The organism is Bacillus sp. TH13 (assembly GCF_016651175.1).
Lineage (GTDB): Bacteria > Bacillota > Bacilli > Bacillales > Bacillaceae_G > Bacillus_A > Bacillus_A thuringiensis_S.
This window is the reverse complement of the sequence record NZ_JAEKEJ010000021.1, coordinates 1-22,105: the sequence shown is the minus strand read 5'-3', so window position 1 is coordinate 22,105 and position 22,105 is coordinate 1. Positions and strand designations below refer to the sequence as shown.

Here is a 22,105-nt window from a genome sequence, read left to right as displayed (position 1 = left end):
TATGAATAGCGTTACACCCGAAGCAGCAGGAAAGGCCCTCCATAAGCACTTCAAAGAAGCCAAAACTTTCAAGGAGAACAACTCTTTAGGTCTCTCAAGGAATAAATTTGAAAAGTGGAGCACCCTTGGAGATTTCTCAAGCTATATAGTCTCATCTAGCGGGAGAGTCTGGAGTAAGCGATCTAAGAAGTACTTAAAAGCTACGCAGCATCCTTACACAGGATACATGAAGATTAAGCTCAAGAGAGACTCTGATGGACATGCTGTAACGTTGTATCTTCATAGATTAATAGCTTCCGTGTTTCTCCCTAACTTAGAGAATAAACCTGAAGTAAATCACCGAGATGGTAACAAGAAGAATAACTCCGTATGGAATCTTGAATGGGTGACTAAAGAGGAGAACCAACGACATGCTCAGATTCACGGCTTAGGGAATGTGAAGCTTAAACCTATTGAGGTTGAGAATATTTTCTATTTAGCTTGGGCTTCAGATATGACTCAAGAGGAGATAGGAAACTTGTATGGTGTCCGCAGAAGCATAGTCAGCGATATTAAAAATCGCAAAGCTTGGGAGTTTGTCACCGACTTTAAAGTTCAACATGAGATGGGGTTATTCGAATGATCGTGGAAACTGTAGGGACTCTAGATTGCGAGACCTTTGCGAAGGTGCTCATAAGTATAGTCAGAGAAAACGCAATAAAAGATAAGGAAGAAGAGGCTGAAGCTCCTAAGGAGTGACGGCTTCTTTTTTGGTCTCTTTTAAAAACTTAGTAGCCATGCAATGTCTCTTGAGAGTGTACCATCTTCATTGTTAATCGTTGGCGGTGGTGTAATAGGATGCGAGTTTGCAAGTATTTATAGTAGACTTGGCACAAAAGTATCGATAGTTGAGATGGCACCGCAATTACTACCTGGTGAAGATGAAGATATCGCGAATATTTTAAGAGGAAAATTAGAAAAAGATGGTGTGGAAATTTTTACGGGAGCAGTTTTAAAAGGATTAAATAACTATAAGAAGCAAGCTTCATTTGAATACGAGGGAATTACTCACGAAGTAACTCCAGAATTTGTTCTTGTTTCTGTAGGAAGAAAACCACGAGTACAACAATTAGGATTAGAAAAGGCAGGAGTTCAGTTTTCAAATAAAGGGATCGCTGTGAATGAACATATGCAAACGAACGTATCGCATATTTACGCAGCTGGTGATGTGATAGGTGGAATTCAGCTTGCTCACGTTGCCTTCCATGAAGGAACGACAGCAGCATTACACGCAAGCGGAGAAGACGTGAAAGTAAATTATCATGCTGTGCCCCATTGTATATACACAACTCCAGAAATAGCTAGTGTCGGGTTAAGTGAAAAAGGTGCAAGAGAACAATATGGTGATATTCTCATCGGAGAATTCCCTTTTACAGCGAATGGAAAAGCTCTTATTTTAGGAGAACAAGCGGGTAAAGTAAAAGTCATTGTGGAACCTAAATACCAAGAAATTGTAGGGATTTCTATTATCGGTCCTCATGCAACTGAACTTATTGGTCAAGGAACCGTAATGATTCATACAGAAGTTACCGCGGATATAATGAGAGATTATATTGCGGCGCATCCAACTTTATCTGAGGCTATTCATGAAGCGTTAATGCAAGCGGTAGGATATGCTGTACATGCTTAGATGGAAATATAATAAACCACTATTCTCTAAATAAATAAGAGAATAGTGGTTTGATTTTTTATTAGCAATGGAATATATTATTATTTTTTAACTTCAATCGCTGAAGTAATATCGTTCCAATCAGCAGCTAAATTAGCAGTTTTACCGTACCAATCAGCGTGTTTAAATAAAACGCCTTTTCCATATCCTTATGTTGAAGTGTGTTCCCAAAGTGTTGTTGAATAACTTGCAGAAGGCGACGCTGTACTTACAGAAGAAATTCTGTCATTCCAGCTAGATGGTAAGTTTTTAAAGCCACTGCTCCAGTAAATATATTGACCACCTTTATCTTTATGTTCATAAAAATCAGTACTACCAGCACCGCTACCTAAAGGATTAATATTATTTTTAATTGCTTTTTTATCCTTTGCAATATACGCATCCAATGTTTCGCGGCTAGTAAAACCATAAGCTAGCCAATCTCCATTTTCATTTTGCTTAGGTAATACCATAGTAATTTGGATATCTTTCTTATCATGATCACTTAATTTTGCAAATGAATTAACATTTTGTTCATCCACTTTTAAATAATCAAATGACTTAATTGTGTTACTTTTTTCCTCAGCACTTACCGCACCTAGTCCTCCAGTTAATGCAAAACCCGCTACTAATGTCCCTGCTACTAATTTCTTCAACATATAACCATCCCTTTTTGTTTGAATTTTTGTACAGGTGAATCTTGTACAGCTAAAATGTATTCTAATTTTATATTTTTGTAAATATTCTGAAGTTTTAGAAAAAATAGGCAGAATATTTATAGTTTTACATTATTTCTTTAGAAAAAATGGTTATTGGAATGATATAATAAGTGGATGTATTGTTTTTACTGGATGTAAAGATATTTTAGGAGAGGTGTTATTGGAATATTTCACAAGAGATTGGTATAAAAAAATGCAAGTTTTAGAATTTGTAAGTTTTATAGGGTCTATAAAAGAATGGTCGGAAATAGATATACAAAGTTTAAGGGAAGAAATAGAGGAAAGGAAAATAGATTTATTAAAATTCCTTCCTGAATCGATATACTCAATTATACAAAACATCACAATTAATTCAGAATACCCCTCAGGTGAACTGAAAAAACTTATGCAAGAGTGGACAATAGATTATGAGAAAAGAATGGCACAATTAGATCAATCATACGTAGAATATTTTAATTCCATTGAGAAAAAACTTCCGTCAAATGTCGCTCAGCTACATGAGACATCACTACATGATAGTGTGATTAAAGTAGTAAAGAGAAAATCAGAAGATACTTTGTCTATTGTATTAGATTGCAGTGGTACTTTTAGTGAATTTGATAAACTTGAAGTAACTTTTATCCCGCATTAACGGGCAGTAAGACACCCACCTCAAAATGCAGCGAAAGCAAAGAAGTTAGGTGGGGATCAACTGCCCGTAAAAGCCCGATTGGTTCAACTAATAATCAGTGGGAGATGAACAAAACCCCCACTGATTAAAGTTTCACTTTATAGGAGTAACAAAGTGTTCTATGCCGGAAAACTTTGAAAGTGCTTGGTGGCTATATCATGAAATAGCTCTTACTGAAGATGGTTTTGAACTAGGTGTTTTATTTGACTGTCCATTTAGAGAAGTGACGATTTGCGCAGCAGATGTATTATTTGTGAAGAAATAATGTTGTATGGAGTATTATAAACGTTTGACATAATAAAAAAATAAAGTTATTGTAGATACATGAAGTCTACAATAGGGGCTGTACTATGAAATATTCTAAAGCTACAAATTATGCTCTTCATACAATGCTTTTTCTGGCAAAGGCTACACCAAATAAGTTAGTTAGTGTTCACCAATTAGCAGAAATGCAAAATGTTTCACCAACGTACTTGTCTAAAATACTAACTAAGTTGACGAAGGAAGGGATGATACATTCATCATCTGGTCCAAAGGGCGGTTACTCGCTTAGTAAGAATTGGGAAGATATTTCATTTTTAAATATTATACATGCAATTGAAGGTAAAACATCATTGTTTGACTGTTGTTTACATGACAAACCTGGATGTTTAATTAATGAGGCAATGCTCGCAGCAGAAGAGAAAATGGAAGAAGAGTTAAGAAATCAAAAAATCGTAGATCTTGCGAAAAAAATAAAAGTGGATTTTTAATCTGCTTTTATTTTTAAATTAATTAAGGATAAAAAGACTCTTTAATGTCTTTAATTGTAGTTAGAAAATAATATGAAGAAGGAGAGAAGATGATGAATAACTTTTGGAATGATCGATATAAATTAGATGAATATTTTTACGGGGAAGAACCTAATACATTTATTAAAGAACAAGGATTTCGTTTAGTAAATCACAATAAAGTAATAGCTTTCGCAGAGGGAGAAGGTAGAAATGCTGTATTTCTAGCAAGACAAGGGAACGAAGTAACAGCTATTGATTATTCAGAAGATGGATTAGAAAAGACAAAAAAATTGGCAGAGAAGCATAACGTAAACGTGCATACAAAAAAAGTAGATTTATTAGCTGATAGTTTGCCAGAAAATGAATATGATGCAGCAATTATGGTATTTGGACATTTTCATGATGATCATAAAAAAATGATATTAGATAAAATGATACAAACGATAAAGCCTGGTGGATTAATTATGTTTGAAGTTTACTCAAAAAAACAAATAAACTATGGTACTGGTGGACCAAAAGATGTTGATATGCTGTATGATCCAATTGATATCCTTACTTGGTGTGAAGAACATAAGGTAATTCATTTCTTTAATGGAGAACAAGAGCGAGTTGAAGGGAAAGGGCACACTGGTTTAGCTGATGTTATTCAAGTTGTTATTAGAAAATTAATATAAGTGTTAATGAAAGTTAAATGTATGAATGTAAAAAGACCAGTCGTATAAGACTGGTCTTTCTATTTAGATACTAAATTATCAAGCTTCCAATATGTATTTGTTAACGGCGCAGCTTTGCTATCTATGTATAAATACATATTATTTAAATCTTTTGGTGAAGTTTTCAGTTCAAATACAACGTCAGTAGTTAAAGAGAATTCGTGTGGAACATTTTTATAGTGCTCGTCACCTATCGGATGGGCTTCACCTTCATATTTCTGACCAGTTTTTTCATCTTGTATGAAATATTTTATTTCCGAAAGATCAATAGTTTGTCCATCGTCTCGAACATTATTAATCATAACACGAGTAGTAAGGCGCCGCTCTTCGTCTATTTTTTCGAACTTTGCATTTTCAACTGTCGCTCTATAGTATTCGTTTTTAACTATTTCTCCATAGTGCATTGCATTCTTTTCGAGAGCGCTCTTTTCTTGTTTTGGTGTAGTATTGCTATTACATCCTGTTAATATTCCTGTAAATAATAATGCTGTACATGTCGTTTTGATTAATGATTTCATAGTAATCCCTTTCTGTATTAAAAAGTAAAACATAGGAATAATTTTACATGAATAAGGAAATAAATAGAAGTCTTTTAGTAGAATATGCAAATGTGCATTTATTTTATGTAAAGTTAACAAAATAGAAAAAGAGAGAAAACCTGCATAAAGACGGAAGAAAAAGGATTGAAAATATTGTGAAACGGAAGAAACGTGCATATAATTAACATAAAGTTCAAATTTCTGAATCTTCAATAACGGTGGTGATAACATGTTTACTGAAGAACGTCGAGAGAAAATTTTAGAACTACTTAGTACAGATGGAAGAGTAATCGCAAAGGATCTTGCGGAAAGATTTGATATGTCTATTGATTCTATAAGAAGAGATTTGTCTATTATGGAAAAGGATGGTTTATTACAAAGAACACACGGAGGTGCAATTGAACTTACGCGAGTGAGAAACTTAGCTGCGGAACCAGCTAAATGTTATAGTGATAGCTCAATATATGAGGACACAATTGCAAGAGTTGCGGTATCTTATATACAAGAAGGTAATTCAATTTTTATTGGTGGGGCTTCCGTTCATAATGCGATGCTGAAATATTTACCGGAAGTATCATTTACGGTTATTACGAATTCTATAGAAATAGCTGGTTATCTACGAGAATATAAGAATATTGATACGTATTTAATTGGCGGAAAAGTAAAACCTTCAGGAAATATTACTGATACACTTGCCTCTGAATTGATAAGTAGATTTTCTATTGATCTTTATTTCTCTACAGGTGGAGGCATTTCATTACAAGGTATTAGTACTGCAACACCTGAAGTTGCTTATTTTAGTAAAAGAGTAAGTGAAATTGCTAGAAGAAATATTTGTTTAGTTCCGCATAATAAACTTGGAATAGATTGTTTTATAAGAGGAGAGTCTCTAAAAGAAATTGAAATTATTATAACTGACGAAGAGGCTAGTAAAGAAACTGTTCAGGACTTTGAGAAACAAGGTAAACAAGTTGTAATAGCGCCATTATATTCATTTGAAAGGAGTTTGACATGATTGTAAAAGAGCAAGAGTTTCATATAAATGGATTAACTTATACAATTCGTTCTGCAGCTGAGAAAGATGCTGAGCAGTTATCGAAAATTAGAGTTCAGATTGATGGAGAAACTGAAAATATGGATAGAGATGCTGGAGAGGGATTTATAGATGATATAGGATTTCAAAAAATAATAAAAACAGATAGTGAAGAGACGAAAAATCTCTTTTTAGTTGTAGAAGTGCACAATCGAATCGTTGGATTTTCAAGGTGTGAAGGATCAAATTTCAAGAGATTATCTCATAAAGTGGAGTTTGGCGTTTGTATTTTAAAAGAGTTTTGGGGATATAGAATGGGTAAGAGCCTATTACAACAATCTATTAAATGGGCTGACGAAAATGAGGTAAAAAAGATATCATTACAAGTATTAGAGACAAACGAGAAAGCTATTCATCTTTATAAAAAATTAGGTTTTGAAGTAGAAGGCATTTTGAAAAATGACAAAAGACTATCGGATGGAAAGTATTATAATACAGTAGTGATGGGAAGATCTACTGATACTTTTCATAAAAGAGGTGAAGAGGAATGTTTTACAGAAGGAAGTACTATGTAGTGAGAAATGAATTCATAGAAGTATTTAATGATCATTTCAATAACACGAACTTACCTAATCAATTAAAGTATGGCTCTAGGCTAATAGGACGCTGGATGAAAGGTAATAAGAATGGTACGTCTGAAGTATTCGCCATATGGAAATATGATAGTTTTGAACGGTATAAAGAAATTGAATCGAAAATTAGAAGTGACGAGATTCATGTAAAAAGAATACATGATTGGTATGAAAAACATGGCGGAAGAGAATATGTTTTACAGAAGTACATAGTAGAGATGAAAAATGAAGAGTTAGTATGTACTGTAAAATAATAGGAGCGAAGACTAATGCAGGTCAGAACGAAATTATATATTAGTTTATCAGCGGCTATTTTATTTGTAATAGCCGTGATTGTTTTCTTTATAAATGGTAATCCACAAAAGTGGTTTTGGTTATGTATTTTCTTTGCGTCCATTATACAAAATATGGTGCTACTAAAAAAGAATAAAGACGCGCATTAATATATTCAAATTATTAACATATTTGTGTCATCTTTCTAGTTGTATTGAAAACGCTTTTATTCAGTTTTATAATAGAAGTATGTTTTATAAATCTCCAAAACAATTAAAAGGGAGATGATACAATGTTAGCTTCACCGTTTTACTTACATACATGGAAAAAGTTTATTGATGAAGGAGTCTTTGATTCGAACCGTATAAACGAAAGAATTTCAGAGTCATGGCATCGATGTAGACAAGCAAATGTGAATCCTTATATGAATAAAGGTCAGAAAATTTTGTCTTCTAATGTTTTTCAAGAACAAAAGAAAAAGAGTGAAATTTTTCTTGATATAGCATTACCTCAAATACAAAATATGAGAAAAACCATTGATGAACTACAAATGATGGCATTATTAATCGATCCAGATGGTTATGTTCTATCGTTAAGTGGAAATAAACAAACGTTAAAGCGAGCGAAACATATTAATTTTATTGAAGGTGTAAAATGGACGGAATCAGCTGTTGGCACAAATGCAATTGGAACAGCGCTAGAAATTGAAGAAGCTATTATGATAAGTGGTACTGAACATTATTCCGTGGTATCTCATAGCTGGAGTTGTGCGGCCGCTCCCATTCATAACGATGACGGGAAATTAATTGGTGTTCTAAATTTCTCATGTCCAATTGAATTTTCGCATCCATATATGCTCGGTATGGTAACTTCAATGGCACATGCGATTGAACGTGAATGTAGCATAAGAGTTCATCAAAATGAATTACACTTAATCCATCGTTTTTTAGATGTCATTGATAGTGATGAACAAGTAGTTATTTGTAATCATCGTGATGTTATCGTTTCTGCGAGTAAGAGCGTTCGTGAACGAATAAATAATTGGTCAAGAATGAAACTTGAAGAGTTAATGCACCATGGATTGGAAACTAAATTAGAAATACCAGTATATAGTAATGAAAGAATGATCGGGAAATGTATGTATTTAAAGGAAAACAAACAAATGAATACATATTCTGCTCTCACATTTATAAAAGGGATTACTTTTCCAGGAGTTACCGGGACAAGCAGAGCATTTCAACACACACTAGAAGAAATTAAGATTGTTTCACCGACTGATGCTAGTGTGTATGTATGTGGTGAGACAGGAGTAGGAAAGGAATATGTCGCGAGAGCGATTCATGAAAATAGTCCAAGAAAAGACGGGCCCTTTATAGCTGTTAACTGCGGTTCTTTGCCTAAAGAATTAATGGAAAGTGAATTGTTCGGTTATGCTGAAGGTGCATTTACAGGTGCGCGACGTCAAGGATATAAAGGGAAATTTGAACAAGCAAACGGAGGAACATTATTTTTAGATGAAATTGGTGAAGTACCACCAGAGATGCAAGTAGCATTATTGCGTGTTTTACAAGAACGCACAATAACTCCAATTGGGAGTTCAAAATTGGTACCAGTAAATATTCGTATTATTACTGCCACACATAAAGATTTACTACGGTTAGTAGAAGAAGGGAAATTCCGTCAAGATTTATATTATCGTTTGCACGTTTATCCGTTATATGTTCCATCGTTAATAGAAAGAAAAGAGGATATCCCATATTTTATACAACACTTTTACGAACGGAAGAATTGGAATGTTGTATTTCCAAAGAGTATATACAATCAATTTTTACAACATACATGGCCCGGAAATATTCGGGAACTAGTAAATGTATTAGAACGCATTTACATTTTGTCGCAAGGACGGGAAATATGCGAAAAACAAGTCGCTTTTTTGCTGCAAACAATGAGGGGAAATCAACAACAACTTGAGTTACAAGTTGAAAATAAAACAGAACATACATTGAATTTTCGTAAAAAAATACAGCGTGATAGCATGATTGAAGCATTACAAAAGACAAATGGAAATGTTTCGTTAGCTGCAAAACTATTAAATGTACCCCGTAGTACATTTTATAAACGAATGCAAAAATATAAGTTATAAAGTAGATTTTTGCAATCTACTTTTTCTTTGTGGGCTCATGTTCTGTCGGAATGTGCGCTTACCGGGGAAATAATAGAATTGTTAGAAGGGAAATTTCCTAATGGAGGTTAGTGTGTGAAGTACATTGAAATTGGAATCGGGAATAGGTGGTTTGTTCGAACGGAAACTGAAAATAAAGATGGGACTGAATTTGAAGAACGAGGTATTATAAAACCTATTTATTTTGAGTCTTTATACGTACGTATTTGGTTTCGGAAAACTTGTTTTATTTTTGATACGAAAGAGGGTTTTAAGAAAGATAAGAAGAGAAGGGTTGAATATAAATTTATTGTTGGAATTGTGAGTAGGATGACTGAAGAAAAAGTACGCTAATGAAAAGCATGTAAAGTAAAAGTGGTACTCAATCTATTGGGTACCACTTTCAATATTTGAAGATTTTTTAGTGAAAATCTCAATAGCTCTTTCATATATTTCTTTATCAATACAAAACTTTTTTGTTATCCAATAAGTAAGTTCAGAAGTGCTAAGGATATGTTCCATTTTCTCATCTGCGAAATATTGCTTTAATACATTCCCATTAATGGAAGTTGGGACACTGTCAACATAACCGAAAATCTGAATCTTTTTTAATACAGGAGATGTACGCCAATCATTAGATTTTATAATTTGTTTTTTCATACTTGTTAATTGTATCGGTTCTGTAATTAAGGTTTTTGTTGGACCAGGATCTCTAGTAATATGAATTTCCTTATTTGATACTTGATAAGTAAAAGTTTCTCTTACGTTACTTACTTGAAATGATTCGTAAAGTGGATAAACTTGAAATAAAGGTGCACAATAACCAACATCAACATAATAAGGTTGGTCTAAGTTAACTCGTAAGCATAAATGTCCGGGATCCATATACATATAATGAACATTAAAACCAAGATTTGATAATAACCAATGAAATCCAATTGAGTGCGTCCAACAAGTACCCCCGAGACCTTTTGTTGTAATACGGTTTATGTATGTCTCAATGGAAGGAAAATAATTACCTGTTTCATTACCCTTTTCCCAGTCAATTATTTTAGTAAGGGTTTCCCATTTTATTTTTTCTTGATGAGCTTTAATAAGCTCATTTAAAAACTTTAAGCTAGTAGGCTGTTTTGTCGTACCTAAAAATGATAGAAAGCTATTTACTAGTTGTACTTGGGTCATTTTCTTATCCTTTCTATATAGAAATTGTTATTGGTATTATTATACAATAGGTGTCAGAAAATACAGTTGTTTATTATTGGAGTGGGAGAGAATTATATGTCGATGTCGCTATATTATAAAAAAATCCGTGAGCAATTAGGCCATGAACTAATTCTAATACCGAGTGTAGCTGCTGTTATTAAAAATGAGCAAGGGAAAATCTTATTTCAATATCCTGGTGGAGAATACTGGAGTTTGCCAGCTGGAGCAATTGAACTTGGGGAAACTCCAGAAGAAGCAGTAATTCGGGAAGTATGGGAAGAAACAGGATTGAAAGTACAAGTGAAAAAACAAAAAGGCGTATTTGGAGGGGAAGAGTTTCGTTATACATATGCAAATGGCGATAAAGTAGAATATATTGTTATTGTATTTGAGTGTGAAATTAGCGGTGGCGAGTTGAAATCGATAGATGATGAATCGTTAAAACTAAAATATTTCCCTTTATCTGAAAAGCCTCTTTTAGCATTGCCATACCCAGATAAAATATTTTTATAGTTGTAAAATAGCACACCGTATTTATTGCAGGTGTGCTATTTATATAACCCCGTCGTATACATCTCCGTCAATGTATGTACTATCTCTTCTAACTCAAATTTTTTATCATTTTTCACAATTGCCCAAAGAAACATCTCATTCATTGCGAACCAAGCACGTGCTACAATTTCTTTATTTAATTCAGGCTGTGCTAATCCACTTTCTTGAGAGTATGTAATATCCTGCGTAATATTGTTTATGAAGCGTTCCCGTATCTCGTCCCATTTTTGACGTATCTCTTTTGATAATCCGGTTGCTTCTTCTACAACTTGTAAAATAGCTCGTTCTTTCTTTGCTAGTTGTAGAAATGCTCTAACTTGATTTTGAATCATTTTATGTGCTTCTTCCTTCGTTTGAGGCAAAAAGGAGCGCTTGGCAATATCATAAAATTGATTCATAACATCTTCCATTAAAACGGTGAGGAGATCATCTTTGTTTTTAAAGTATACATATGCTGTTCCGTAACCGGTTTCTGCATGTTTAATAATTTGTGTAATTGTCGTTTTTTGAAATCCGTTATTTATAAAAATAGTGTAACCAGAGTGTAATAGTTTTTTCTTCGTTTCTAAGGAGCGGTGTTTTCTTGATGAAAGGGTACTGTTTTTCAAAGAATCACCTCTTTATACTGAAATATCTGAAAATATAACTGTATTGTAAAAGAAATTCATATATAAAGTCAACTGACATAATATCATTGACGTCGTATCAATTGAGGTGATATATTTCAATTAGTTAGAATAAAAAGAAAATTAAGAGAAGGTGACACCATGTATAAAGAACCATTTCAACCGAATTATGAATATGCGCTTGAATGTGATAAACATGATGAACTGAAAGATTTTCAAACTGAATTCTATAAAAAAGAAGGAACGATATATTTAGATGGAAACTCATTAGGACTACTTTCAAAAAGAGCAGAGAAATCATTACTTACGTTGCTAGATTCGTGGAAAGAGTATGGCATTGACGGCTGGACAGAAGGTGAGCACCCGTGGTTTTTCCTTTCAGAGAAATTAGGTAAACTTACAGCCCCTCTTATTGGTGCTTTACCGGAAGAAACTATTGTAACCGGTTCTACAACTACAAATATACACCAAGTTATTGCGACGTTTTACGAACCAAAAGGAATACGTACAAAAATACTTGCGGATGAATTAACTTTCCCGTCAGATATTTATGCACTTCAAAGTCAAATTCGTTTAAAAGGATTAGATCCAGAGGAGCATTTAGTAAGAGTGAAAAGCCGAGATGGTAGAACACTTTCTGAAGAAGATATTATTTATGCGATGGAAGATGATATTGCTTTAATTTTATTACCTTCTGTTTTATATAGAAGTGGTCAAATTCTTGATATGAAACTTTTAACAACGGAAGCTCATAAACGCGGCATTCACATTGGATTTGATTTATGCCATTCAATAGGATCTATTCCGCATCATTTCAAAGATTGGGATGTCGATTTTGCTGTTTGGTGCAATTATAAATATTTAAATGCAGGACCGGGTAGTGTTGCAGGCCTTTATGTAAATAGTAAACATTTTAATAGACTGCCAGGATTGTCTGGATGGTTTAGTTCTAGAAAAGATAAACAGTTTGATATGGAGCATACATTAACAGCTGCTGATCATGCAGGTGCTTATCAAATTGGTACACCGCACGTATTAAGTACAGCACCATTAATTGGTTCACTTGAAATTTTCAAAGATGCTGGTATTGAACGTTTACGTGAGAAATCTTTACATATTACGAGATACATGCTGAATTTAATTGGACATGAATTAAAAGATTTCGAATTTACAATTGGAAATCCATTAGAGGATGAAAAACGAGGCGGGCACATTTATTTAGAGCATGCAGAAGCAGCACGTATATGTAAAGCACTAAAAGCAAATGGAGTAATTCCAGATTTTAGAGCGCCAAATGGGGTGAGACTTGCGCCGGTCGCTTTATATAACACATACGAAGAAGTGTGGAAATCTGTACAAATATTAAAGAAAATTATGAAAAATGAAGAGTATAAGCAGTTTGAAAATAAGCGAGAGGTTGTGGCATAGATATGAAAACATCAGAGTGGATTGATATTTCACAACCGCTAAATAATAATATTGCAACGTGGCCAGGAGACACACCGTTCTCGTATGAAGTTTCATGGTCAAAAGAAGAAAGTGGCTCAGTAAATGTCGGAAAGTTAACGATGAGTATTCATACAGGCACTCATATTGATGCACCATTTCATTTTGATAATGATGGAAAGAAAGTATTGGATTTAGATGTTCAAGTTTATGTTGGCCCAGCACGGATTATTGACGTTTCTAATCTTGAAAGCATCGGGAAAAAGGAATTAGAAAGCTTTCATTTAGAAGGTGTAGAACGATTATTATTACGTACATCTTCACATGGAAAAGCTGAAGAATTTCCAGAGGTGATCCCTCATTTACGTGCAGACATAGCGTCGTTTCTTTCAGAGAAAGGTATTTGTTTAATCGGAGTAGATGTACCATCAGTTGATCCGCTAGATGATAAAGAATTAGCAGCGCATCATCAATTATTTAAACATGGAATTCATATTTTAGAAAATGTCGTACTAGATCATGTAGCAGACGGTGATTATGAACTTATTGCATTACCACTTGCATTAACTGATGCAGATGGAAGTCCAGTTCGAGCCGTTATTAGACCAATATAAGTAGAATTATATAAAAGGGGCGTTTGGCTAATATGAAAGAAAATGAAAAAGTAATTATGGAAAAAGGGATTCATACGGATTTTAAAGAGAATATGACGTATGGGGAGTATTTACAATTAGATAGTTTACTGTCTTCTCAAAAAAGATTATCGGACCATCATGATGAAATGTTATTTATCGTTATCCACCAAGCAAGTGAGCTTTGGATGAAGCTCATTTTACATGAGCTAAATGCGGCGATTGAATCTATTAAACAAGATAAATTACAATCAGCTTTTAAAATGTTAGCACGTGTATCAAAAATTCAGTCTCAAATTATTCAATCTTGGGATATTCTTGCGACATTAACACCATCAGAATATATTGAGTTTCGTGATTCACTCGGTCAAGCTTCAGGTTTTCAATCGTATCAATATCGTATGATTGAGTATGCACTTGGCTATAAAACGCCGCACGCATTAAAAATTTATGAAAAGGATCCAGAATTACATGCACGGCTTCATAAAGCGCTACATGCACCAAGTCTATATGATGTCGCGATTCAAGCATTAGTAAAAGAAGGATTCCCTATTCATAAAGATGTGTTAAACCGTGATATTACGCAGCCTTATGAAGAAGATGCAACAGTAGAAGCGGCGTGGTTAGAAGTGTATGCGGATGTGAAAAAATATTGGAATTTATATCAGCTTGCTGAAAAATTGATTGATATTGAAGACTGGCTACAACAATGGCGTTTCCGTCATATGAAAACAGTAGAAAGAATTATTGGACATAAAATGGGGACAGGTGGATCCTCCGGTGTTTCTTATTTAAAACGAGTACTTGATCAACAATTCTTCCCAGAGCTTTGGAATATTCGTACGAAATTATAAAAATAAACCTGTCAGTTCATTATGGCTGACAGGTTTATTTTTATTTGAGCACAATTATGTTTAAAATGAAGTAACAAGATATAATAAATGGAGTAACTATTTAAATGGAGGTAAAGTTTTTGGATTTCAAGCAACTAGAAAATAAATTCGAAAAGAAAAAAGTGAATACATTTCTTGTTTATCAAAAAGGGGAATTAACAACTGAGTATTATAAAACACCTAAATGTGCAAATAACTTATATAAAATAAATTCGATTACAAAAAGTATCGTATCTTTATTAATTGGTATTGCAATTGATAAGGGCTATATAAATGATATACATACACCGATTACAGAGTGGATTGAAAATGTACCTGGGGAAAAACATGATTTGACGCTTTATCACTTATTAACAATGACTACTGGTGAGGATTGGAAAGAGTTTGGGAATGGAGTAGTATTCCCAAATGTATTTGTAGAATCAGAGAACTGGGTACAGTACATATTAGAAAAGCCAATAATTGAAAAACCTGCTACAAAAATGAATTATAATTCAGGTTCTTCTCATTTACTGAGCTATATTATTCAAGAAGCTACTGGAATGTCGACAGAGCGGTTTGCAAAGAAATATTTATTTGATCCATTAGAAATTAACGAATACGAATGGCAACAAGATCCGCAGGGTGTATATGTCGGTGGCTTCGGTATGAAAATGAAATCTACCGATTTATTAAAATTAGGAAAATTATGTTTACAAAATGGATATTGTAATGGGGAAGAAATTGTATCAGCGAAATGGTTAGAAGAGTCAAGCAGGGTGCAATTTGAAACATATGAACATGTCGGCGCATATGGATATCACTGGTGGGTATTACATAACGAAAGATTTCACATACCGTATTGTATATATTTCGCTATGGGATACGGCGGACAATACATCGTTATCATTCCTCAGTTAGAAGTAATAGCTGTTATAAGTAGTCATATGCCAAAACGTGGGCTCGTTCCATTAAAATTATTTATTGAGCATGTACAGGGAAATTCCAATTATATATAAGAAAAGGAGGGAATGTATGAGGGATGAAAAAACTTTATCTTTATTTAGATTATGTTTAAGTCTTCTAGCATGTAGCGCCATTATTACGCAATTCATAATCAGGGCACAAGCGAAACCGTTCAATCCAGTTAACTTTTTTAGTTTCTTTACGATCGAAAGTAACATTTTAGTTGCATGTATTCTCCTTTTAAGCAGTATCGGAACAGCTACATTTGGTCGATCAGAGCAGTTTAGTATACTTCGTGGTGCGGCAACGGTATATATACTTACGACAGGACTGATTTATTTTTTACTATTAAGAGGATTAGAAGAATCACTTCAAACTGCAATACCATGGGTAAATACGGTGCTGCATTATATCATGCCAATTACCATGCTTTTAGATTGGATTTTAAATCCACCAAATAAGAAAATCACCTGGAAACAAGCTGCAAGTTGGCTCTTATTCCCGTTTTTTTACGTTGTATATAGCTTATTACGTGGTGCAATCGTAAATTGGTATCCATATCCTTTTTTAGATCCGAGAATAGGAGGATATGGTAGAGTCCTTTTATATAGTATAGGGATAGCTGTTGTAATTGGTGCTATTTGTATATTGGTAAGATTTTTAGGGAATCGAAATTTTAGGAAAGAATTTTAGAAATGCAAGAACCCCCACTGTTTCTGTTTTTAACAGTGGGGTTCACTTTATCCCGTAAAAGTCCGATTGGTGAGGGCTAATAATCAGTGGGAGATGAACAAAACCCCCACTGATTAAAGTTTCACTTTATCTACTCGTCTTCTGAAACGACAACTTTATAAATTTCTCCGTCTTCGTTTCAAATTCTACATCAACAAAAACACCATATTCTTTTCCATCTTCACGTAACCACAATTTAAATTTTTCAACAGTTATTTGAACTGTTTTGGGTTTTCTACCTATATGTAGATAGTCAATAATTTCTGCTTTTGGGTATTGTTCTTTCGTCTTTTCTACGGCAAGTTTACCCCATTTGGCATACGGCGGCTGCGCATGAACAATTGATGAGCCTGTATATATATTTGAACATGTTGTTAGGAACAGAATGACGAGTGCGACACGTTTTAACAATTTCTTCATGATGAACTCCTTTTATCCTTTTTTTATATTGTTTACATATTTTTTCAACGATATTAGTTTGGATTTTTTTGTCTTCTTTACATAAAAGCGAGGCTTTTACAAAACATAACCAAGAAATCATTTCCGTAATTAAGGAGGGAAAATTATGCGCCAAAAAGCTATTTTTAAAATAGCAGTTTTACTTGCGTTCATAGGACTGTCTTTAATGGTCAGTAGTATACAACTAAAGAATGTAGAAGCTTTTTCTAATCAAGTCATTCAAAGAGGAGCATCTGGCGAAGATGTCATTGAACTGCAATCTCGTTTGAAATATAACGGATTTTATACGGGAAAAGTGGATGGTGTTTTCGGATGGGGTACATATTGGGCACTTCGGAATTTTCAAGAGAAATTCGGATTACCCGTTGATGGTTTAGCTGGAGCTAAAACGAAGCAAATGCTCGTGAAGGCAACGAAGTATGACAAGTCCACTGCCAATAAAGGAAATAGTGGTAGTACTGCACAAAAAAATAAACCATCTCAAAATAAAGGGACAAATGTTCCGAATGGTTATTCGCAAAATGACATTCAACTCATGGCAAACGCAGTATACGGGGAATCACGTGGTGAACCGTATTTAGGACAAGTTGCAGTAGCTGCTGTTATTTTAAATCGTGTTACAAGTGCATCATTTCCAAATACCGTTTCAGGTGTAATCTTTGAGCCTAGAGCATTTACAGCGGTAGCCGATGGACAAATATATTTAACGCCAAATGAAACAGCAAAAAAAGCAGTTTTAGATGCGATTAACGGATGGGATCCAACAGGAAATGCTTTATATTATTTCAATCCAGATACTGCGACTAGTAAATGGATATGGACTCGTCCACAAATTAAAAAAATCGGTAAACATATTTTCTGTAAATAGAGCGGAGGTGGGACAATGTTACGAGGTATTATCATTGTATTATTAACAGTTGGCGTAGTAGGAACAGGATACTGGGGCTATAAAGAGCACCAAGAGAAAAATGCGGTTTTAATTCGAGCGGAAAATAGCTATCAACGTGCATTCCATGATTTAGCATACGAAGTCGATTTATTACACGATAAAATTGGCACAACACTTGCGATGAATTCACGATCATCTTTATCACCTGCATTAGCGGATGTATGGCGTTTAACATCTGAAGCTCGCTCAGATGTAGGGCAACTTCCTTTAACATTAATGCCATTTAATAAAACGGAAGAATTTTTAGCGAATATCGGTGATTTTAGTTACCGTGCAGCCATTCGTGATTTAGAAAAAGAGCCGTTAAATGAGCAAGAATATAAAACGTTGCAAACTTTATATTCAAATGCAGGAAATATACAAGATGAACTAAGAAAAGTACAACATCTTGTTTTGAAAAATAATTTACGCTGGATGGATGTAGAAATGGCACTTGCATCAAATCGCGATCCAGCAGATAACACAATTATTGATGGATTGAAAACTGTAGAGAAAAACGTAACATCATATTCTTCTACAAACTTCGGACCGACCTTTACAAGTGCGCAAAAAAATAAAAAAGGTGGATTTGAAGCGAAAGGAAAGGCAATTTCTAAAGATGAAGCGGCGAAAATTGCAAAATCGTTTTTGAATTTAAAAGGAAATGAAAAAGTAGATGTTGAGAAAAGCGGAAAAGGTGCGAAAGAATCCTTCTATAGTGTGAAAATTAAAGATGAAGCAACGAACAATGAGTTCTATATGGATATTACCGGAAAAGGCGGATATCCGATTTGGGTTATGAATAACCGCGAAATTAAAGAACAGAAAGTTAGTTTAAACGATGCAGGTAGTAAAGGTTTGAAATTTTTAAAGGACCATAAGTTTAATAATATGGAGCTTTATGATAGTTCTCAATATGATAATGTTGGTGTATTTACGTATGTAGTAAATGAAAATGGAGTACGAATTTATCCAGAAGCAATTCAAATGAAAATTGCTTTAGATGATGGTTCTATCGTTGGGTTCTCCGCAAAAGAATATTTAGCGTCACATCAAAAGCGAACAGTTCCATCGGCAAAGCTAACTGCAGCAGAAGCAAGAAAGAAAATCAATCCGGATGTAAAAGTCATGGAAGAACGTAAAGCTGTAGTAGTCAATGATTTGCATAATGAAGTACTTTGCTATGAATTTGTAGGCACTTTAGGAAAAGATACGTACCAAATATTCATTAATGCTAATAGCGGGGCCGAGGAAAAGGTAAAGAAAATGCAAGCTGTTGAAAAAATTTATGATTAAACCTTAATAGTGAAGTGGTGAAAATGATGAAAACTCTAATATATATATTGATGCTTTGCTTCGTTATAACTGGATGCAGTATTGGAAAAAAAGACAATCCAAACGAAAAGCCGGAACAAAAAAATGTTTCAATGAAAAATGTTAATTATACGAATAAATCAAATAAGCCAAATGAAAAAGCAGCAGATCATTTAGCATCTTTAGCTGCAAGTGTGCCAGGTGTGAATGATGCGACAGCCGTAGTAGTCGGCAAATATGCAATTGTAGGTATAGACGTAAAAGCAAAACTTGATCGAACTCGAGTTGAATCAATTAAATACTCTGTTGCAGAAAGTTTAAAAAATGATCCTGACGGTGCTAATGCAGTCGTTGTAGCAGATGTTGATACGTATGAACGCCTCAAACAAATTGGAAAGCAAATTAAAAAAGGAAAAACAGGTGAAGGTATACTAGATGAATTAGCGGCTATTGTGGGCCGAGTAATGCCACAAGTTCCAAATGATATGATTGAAAATAGAGAAACGAATCCAATTAAAGATAATGATAAACAATTACCAAAAGATGAAGAACAAAAGCTAAGAAAAGAACAGGATGATCAATCAAATAATCATTTGAATAAATGAAATTAGCCTCGTACTTAATTGTACGAGGTTTTTGAATATAATATTAAATATTCAGTTTATTTTCAAGGGAATATATGGTTTAATTATGATGGGAGGGACAACTGTTATGATGAAAAAAGCGCATGTATATTGTTTAGTTTTTGCTTAGGTTTCAGTATGACAGCGTGTGAACAAAGAAAAGAAGTGAAAAATCAAACAGCAACTTCTTCTACTGTGATGGAAAAGCAACAGAAAGCGTCTATCAATATAAATCATTTCTCGAACATAAATGAAGGAATGACTTATACAGAAGTAAAAGATTTAATTGGTTTTGAAGGGGATTTACTTATAGAAGAAGGGGTAGAGCATTCTACACAAATTAAACAAATTTTTGCTTGGAAAGGAAACGCTCCAAATTCATTTGTTGAAATTACCTTTTTAGATGGAAGAGTGCATTCAAAAGCACAGCAAGGTATAAGTTAATAAGTAAAAAAATGGGAGAGTTTAGCATGAACATACACACAGGGGAAATTCAATTAGTTCCGTATAAGGAGAAATATAAAGAAGCTATACAAACATTTACTTTACCAAGTGAACAAGTTCAGTTTACATCAGATCCAAGCGCATTACTGGAGAAAGCAAAAAGTGATCGTACAAAAAATGTGATTGTTATTTTAGATTACAATGGGGTACCGGTGGGTCTTTTCGCATTGCAAACGGGAGATAGAGTAAAGGAGTTCACGGATAATGAGAATGCTTTACTTTTAACATCATTTTCTATTAATCACAATAGACAAAAAAGGGGATACGCTAAAAAGTCATTGTTATTATTAGAAGAGTTTGTAAAATGTTATTTTCCAATAAAAAATGAAGTTGTACTTGCTGTGAATGAAAGAAATATTCCTGCACAAAATTTGTATGCAAAAGTCAGCTTCCAAGATAAAGGTTTTAGAAGAATGGGACCAATGGGCCAACAAATAATAATGCATTTACCTATAATGAAATAATGAGATAGAAAACTTACTCTTGAATATTCATGTAGTAGGTTTTTTTATTTTAACAATATATAATATATGTATATAAAATGAAACAGAAATGAAGGATATAAAAAATGAATCAAGATAGACAATGGAATATTGTTGGGGGAAGAGTGATTAAAACTGGGATTGCAGTTTTTCTTACAGTGTTAGTTTGTGAATTTTTTAACATCCCAACTATTTTTGCTGTAATAACAGCAATTGTTACAATTGAACCAACTGCAACAGACTCAATAAAAAAAGGGCTTATTCGCTTTCCGGCCTCAACAATTGGATCGGCATATGCCATGACTTTCACATTTTTCCTAGGACATCAAGCAATTTCTTATGCATTAGCTGCGATGTTTACGATTGTTACATGTCAAAAACTAAGGTTACATGCGGGAACATTAGTAGCAACTTTAACTGCTGTAGCTATGATTCCAATTACGGCAGATCATTATTTTACTGCATTTTTAATTCGTTTAGCTACTACATCTACTGGTATTATAGTATCTACTTTAGTGAATTTTTTCATTTTCCCACCACACTACACTAAAACGATTTTTGGATGTACAGAGGATCTATTTGCTAAAACAGCAAATATTATGGAAGAATGGATTACTGCATTACTTACAGGAAAAGGTATGAAAAAGGAGACAGCTCAGGATCTATCTAAATTGACTTTATTATTGCATAAGGCAATACAATTTGTTCAATATGAGCAGAAAGATTGGAAATATCATCAACATACAAAAAAGGAAATGAGAAGCTTTTTAACGATGCAGAAGCGACTTCATATATTACAGCAAATCATTTACCATATAGATAATTTAGCTCGAGTGTCAATTGAGACTTGTGACTGGTCACAAAGTGAAAGAGAAATATTACAACGGACAATTCATTCTATAATTGCTATATTAAGAAACCGTTGTAATGAAATTGATGAGGAACATTTTAAACTTATTGCTGAATTAGACAAGCAATTTTGGAGTTATAAAAATGATTTGAAAGATTATAAACCAAATCATTATCATCATCATTTTTCAAGTGAATCTATTATTTTATTTGAGGTATTATCTATTCATGATATGTTAGAAGAATTAAAACAAATATCCGAGAAATATGAGTGGGAAAATCGATTCAATTGATAAGTTCATTTTACTGTGGGGGGAATAATATGACACTTTATATTGCATTACTAAGAGGAATCAATGTCGGTGGCCATAAAGTAATCAAAATGGCTGATTTAAAACGAGTGTTTGAATCAATAGGCTTAAAACAAGTGAAAACATATATACAAAGTGGTAATATTGTGTTCGAATCTGAGGAAGGTATAAACTTTCTAAAGGACCGAATACAATCTGAAATAAAAAAAGAATTTGATTTCGATGTTCCAGTCATGCTAAGAACACATGATGAATTTATAAATATTATTAAACAATGTCCGTATGAAGTTCATTCATTGTTAGAAGGAGAAAGTGTTCATGTTGCTTTTTTAGCTAATGTACTTTCTGAAGAAGAGAGTAGTCAATTGCTTACATTTAAAAGTGAACTTGAAGATTGCTATATAGA

General features: G+C 33.7%; 26 protein-coding genes and 4 pseudogenes. 25 read left to right on the top strand and 5 right to left on the bottom strand.

Annotated features, from left to right (window positions below):
- Position 1 precedes the first annotated feature (1 nt).
- Both JFU02_RS32055 and JFU02_RS06510 read left to right on the top strand, forming a co-directional pair.
- Complete coding sequence (locus JFU02_RS32055; RefSeq protein WP_242488065.1) at positions 2 to 622, top strand: HNH endonuclease signature motif containing protein; 621 nt, start codon at positions 2 to 4, stop codon at positions 620 to 622.
- 147 nt (positions 623 to 769) lie between these two features.
- Positions 770 to 1,669, top strand: a pseudogene (locus tag JFU02_RS06510) (dihydrolipoyl dehydrogenase family protein); the annotation flags it as partial.
- Positions 1,670 to 1,749: 80 nt separating this feature from the next.
- Here the strand turns inward: JFU02_RS06510 and JFU02_RS06505 are convergent.
- A pseudogene (locus JFU02_RS06505) lies at positions 1,750 to 2,346 on the bottom strand (hypothetical protein).
- Positions 2,347 to 2,566: 220 nt separating this feature from the next.
- On the opposite strand from JFU02_RS06505, the pseudogene JFU02_RS06500 reads away from it, so the two are divergent.
- The 4 genes and pseudogenes from JFU02_RS06500 to JFU02_RS06485 all read left to right on the top strand — a co-directional run.
- Positions 2,567 to 3,022, top strand: a pseudogene (locus JFU02_RS06500) (DUF4085 family protein); the annotation flags it as partial.
- 151 nt (positions 3,023 to 3,173) lie between these two features.
- Positions 3,174 to 3,341 (top strand): annotated as a pseudogene (locus JFU02_RS06495) (DUF4085 family protein); the annotation flags it as partial.
- 85 nt (positions 3,342 to 3,426) lie between these two features.
- Positions 3,427 to 3,828, top strand: a complete 402-nt coding sequence (locus JFU02_RS06490) for an Rrf2 family transcriptional regulator (RefSeq protein ID WP_098838495.1) — start codon at positions 3,427 to 3,429, stop codon at positions 3,826 to 3,828.
- 89 nt (positions 3,829 to 3,917) lie between these two features.
- Positions 3,918 to 4,523, top strand: coding sequence for a class I SAM-dependent methyltransferase (locus tag JFU02_RS06485; RefSeq protein WP_061666094.1), 606 nt, complete (start codon positions 3,918 to 3,920; stop codon positions 4,521 to 4,523).
- A gap of 59 nt (positions 4,524 to 4,582) precedes the next feature.
- Here JFU02_RS06485 and JFU02_RS06480 read toward each other — a convergent pair whose 3' ends face one another.
- Positions 4,583 to 5,080, bottom strand: coding sequence for a hypothetical protein (locus tag JFU02_RS06480; protein ID WP_000838461.1), 498 nt, complete (start codon positions 5,078 to 5,080; stop codon positions 4,583 to 4,585).
- A gap of 250 nt (positions 5,081 to 5,330) precedes the next feature.
- Here JFU02_RS06480 and JFU02_RS06475 point away from each other — a divergent pair, with 250 nt between their 5' ends.
- From JFU02_RS06475 to JFU02_RS06450, 6 genes are all read left to right on the top strand, one after another.
- On the top strand, positions 5,331 to 6,116 hold the full coding sequence (locus JFU02_RS06475; RefSeq protein WP_086406269.1) for a DeoR/GlpR family DNA-binding transcription regulator: 786 nt from the start codon (positions 5,331 to 5,333) through the stop codon (positions 6,114 to 6,116).
- On the top strand, positions 6,113 to 6,709 hold the full coding sequence (locus JFU02_RS06470; protein WP_061666096.1) for a GNAT family N-acetyltransferase: 597 nt from the start codon (positions 6,113 to 6,115) through the stop codon (positions 6,707 to 6,709). The genes JFU02_RS06475 and JFU02_RS06470 overlap by 4 nt, the downstream gene beginning before the upstream one ends.
- Positions 6,682 to 7,020: an NIPSNAP family protein gene (locus JFU02_RS06465; protein ID WP_201070305.1), complete on the top strand. Its 339-nt coding sequence runs from the start codon at positions 6,682 to 6,684 to the stop codon at positions 7,018 to 7,020. Before JFU02_RS06470 ends, JFU02_RS06465 begins: the two co-directional genes overlap by 28 nt.
- A 15-nt stretch (positions 7,021 to 7,035) precedes the next feature.
- Complete coding sequence (locus tag JFU02_RS06460; protein WP_201070297.1) at positions 7,036 to 7,209, top strand: hypothetical protein; 174 nt, start codon at positions 7,036 to 7,038, stop codon at positions 7,207 to 7,209.
- Positions 7,210 to 7,331: 122 nt separating this feature from the next.
- The gene (locus tag JFU02_RS06455; RefSeq protein ID WP_201070293.1) at positions 7,332 to 9,182 is read left to right on the top strand and encodes a sigma-54-dependent Fis family transcriptional regulator; all 1,851 of its coding nucleotides are present in this window, start codon (positions 7,332 to 7,334) and stop codon (positions 9,180 to 9,182) included.
- Between the two features lie 114 nt (positions 9,183 to 9,296).
- Positions 9,297 to 9,554, top strand: coding sequence for a DUF3977 family protein (locus JFU02_RS06450; protein WP_061666099.1), 258 nt, complete (start codon positions 9,297 to 9,299; stop codon positions 9,552 to 9,554).
- Positions 9,555 to 9,587: 33 nt separating this feature from the next.
- Here JFU02_RS06450 and JFU02_RS06445 read toward each other — a convergent pair whose 3' ends face one another.
- Complete coding sequence (locus JFU02_RS06445; RefSeq protein WP_098838497.1) at positions 9,588 to 10,382, bottom strand: arylamine N-acetyltransferase; 795 nt, start codon at positions 10,380 to 10,382, stop codon at positions 9,588 to 9,590.
- A 96-nt stretch (positions 10,383 to 10,478) separates the two neighbouring features.
- On the opposite strand from JFU02_RS06445, the gene JFU02_RS06440 reads away from it, so the two are divergent.
- A complete protein-coding gene (locus tag JFU02_RS06440; RefSeq protein ID WP_086406266.1) occupies positions 10,479 to 10,916 on the top strand; it encodes an NUDIX hydrolase in 438 nt (145 codons plus the stop codon).
- A gap of 35 nt (positions 10,917 to 10,951) precedes the next feature.
- On the opposite strand, the gene JFU02_RS06435 is transcribed toward JFU02_RS06440, so the two are convergent.
- The gene (locus JFU02_RS06435; RefSeq protein ID WP_098838498.1) at positions 10,952 to 11,563 is read right to left on the bottom strand and encodes a TetR/AcrR family transcriptional regulator; all 612 of its coding nucleotides are present in this window, start codon (positions 11,561 to 11,563) and stop codon (positions 10,952 to 10,954) included.
- A 159-nt stretch (positions 11,564 to 11,722) separates the two neighbouring features.
- On the opposite strand from JFU02_RS06435, the gene kynU reads away from it, so the two are divergent.
- From kynU to JFU02_RS06410, 5 genes are all read left to right on the top strand, one after another.
- Positions 11,723 to 13,009, top strand: a complete 1,287-nt coding sequence (gene kynU / locus JFU02_RS06430; RefSeq protein ID WP_061666101.1) for a kynureninase — start codon at positions 11,723 to 11,725, stop codon at positions 13,007 to 13,009.
- A 2-nt stretch (positions 13,010 to 13,011) separates the two neighbouring features.
- Entirely contained in the window at positions 13,012 to 13,641 is a 630-nt protein-coding gene (gene kynB, locus JFU02_RS06425) for an arylformamidase (protein ID WP_000858072.1), read from the top strand.
- Positions 13,642 to 13,673: 32 nt separating this feature from the next.
- On the top strand, positions 13,674 to 14,513 hold the full coding sequence (kynA, locus tag JFU02_RS06420) for a tryptophan 2,3-dioxygenase (protein WP_201070290.1): 840 nt from the start codon (positions 13,674 to 13,676) through the stop codon (positions 14,511 to 14,513).
- Positions 14,514 to 14,632: 119 nt separating this feature from the next.
- A complete protein-coding gene (locus JFU02_RS06415; protein ID WP_201070280.1) occupies positions 14,633 to 15,550 on the top strand; it encodes a serine hydrolase domain-containing protein in 918 nt (305 codons plus the stop codon).
- Between the two features lie 16 nt (positions 15,551 to 15,566).
- Positions 15,567 to 16,190, top strand: coding sequence for a Pr6Pr family membrane protein (locus JFU02_RS06410; protein ID WP_086790410.1), 624 nt, complete (start codon positions 15,567 to 15,569; stop codon positions 16,188 to 16,190).
- Positions 16,191 to 16,316: 126 nt separating this feature from the next.
- Here JFU02_RS06410 and JFU02_RS06405 read toward each other — a convergent pair whose 3' ends face one another.
- A complete protein-coding gene (locus JFU02_RS06405) occupies positions 16,317 to 16,649 on the bottom strand; it encodes a DUF3889 domain-containing protein (RefSeq protein WP_000734901.1) in 333 nt (110 codons plus the stop codon).
- 145 nt (positions 16,650 to 16,794) lie between these two features.
- Here JFU02_RS06405 and sleB point away from each other — a divergent pair, with 145 nt between their 5' ends.
- From sleB to JFU02_RS06370, 7 genes are all read left to right on the top strand, one after another.
- Entirely contained in the window at positions 16,795 to 17,556 is a 762-nt protein-coding gene (gene sleB, locus JFU02_RS06400; RefSeq protein WP_001249046.1) for a spore cortex-lytic enzyme, read from the top strand.
- Positions 17,557 to 17,571: 15 nt separating this feature from the next.
- On the top strand, positions 17,572 to 18,912 hold the full coding sequence (gene ypeB, locus JFU02_RS06395) for a germination protein YpeB (protein WP_000943735.1): 1,341 nt from the start codon (positions 17,572 to 17,574) through the stop codon (positions 18,910 to 18,912).
- Between the two features lie 26 nt (positions 18,913 to 18,938).
- Entirely contained in the window at positions 18,939 to 19,535 is a 597-nt protein-coding gene (locus JFU02_RS06390; protein WP_000854055.1) for a YhcN/YlaJ family sporulation lipoprotein, read from the top strand.
- Between the two features lie 156 nt (positions 19,536 to 19,691).
- Positions 19,692 to 19,997, top strand: a complete 306-nt coding sequence (locus JFU02_RS06385; RefSeq protein ID WP_201070278.1) for a hypothetical protein — start codon at positions 19,692 to 19,694, stop codon at positions 19,995 to 19,997.
- An 11-nt stretch (positions 19,998 to 20,008) separates the two neighbouring features.
- Positions 20,009 to 20,521 carry a GNAT family N-acetyltransferase gene (locus JFU02_RS06380; protein ID WP_140337749.1) on the top strand — a complete coding sequence of 171 codons (513 nt, stop codon included), beginning with the start codon at positions 20,009 to 20,011 and terminating at the stop codon, positions 20,519 to 20,521.
- 104 nt (positions 20,522 to 20,625) lie between these two features.
- Positions 20,626 to 21,681, top strand: coding sequence for an aromatic acid exporter family protein (locus tag JFU02_RS06375; protein WP_086406262.1), 1,056 nt, complete (start codon positions 20,626 to 20,628; stop codon positions 21,679 to 21,681).
- Positions 21,682 to 21,710: 29 nt separating this feature from the next.
- On the top strand, positions 21,711 to 22,105 hold a 395-nt coding region (locus JFU02_RS06370), incomplete at its 3' end, for a DUF1697 domain-containing protein (RefSeq protein ID WP_201070276.1).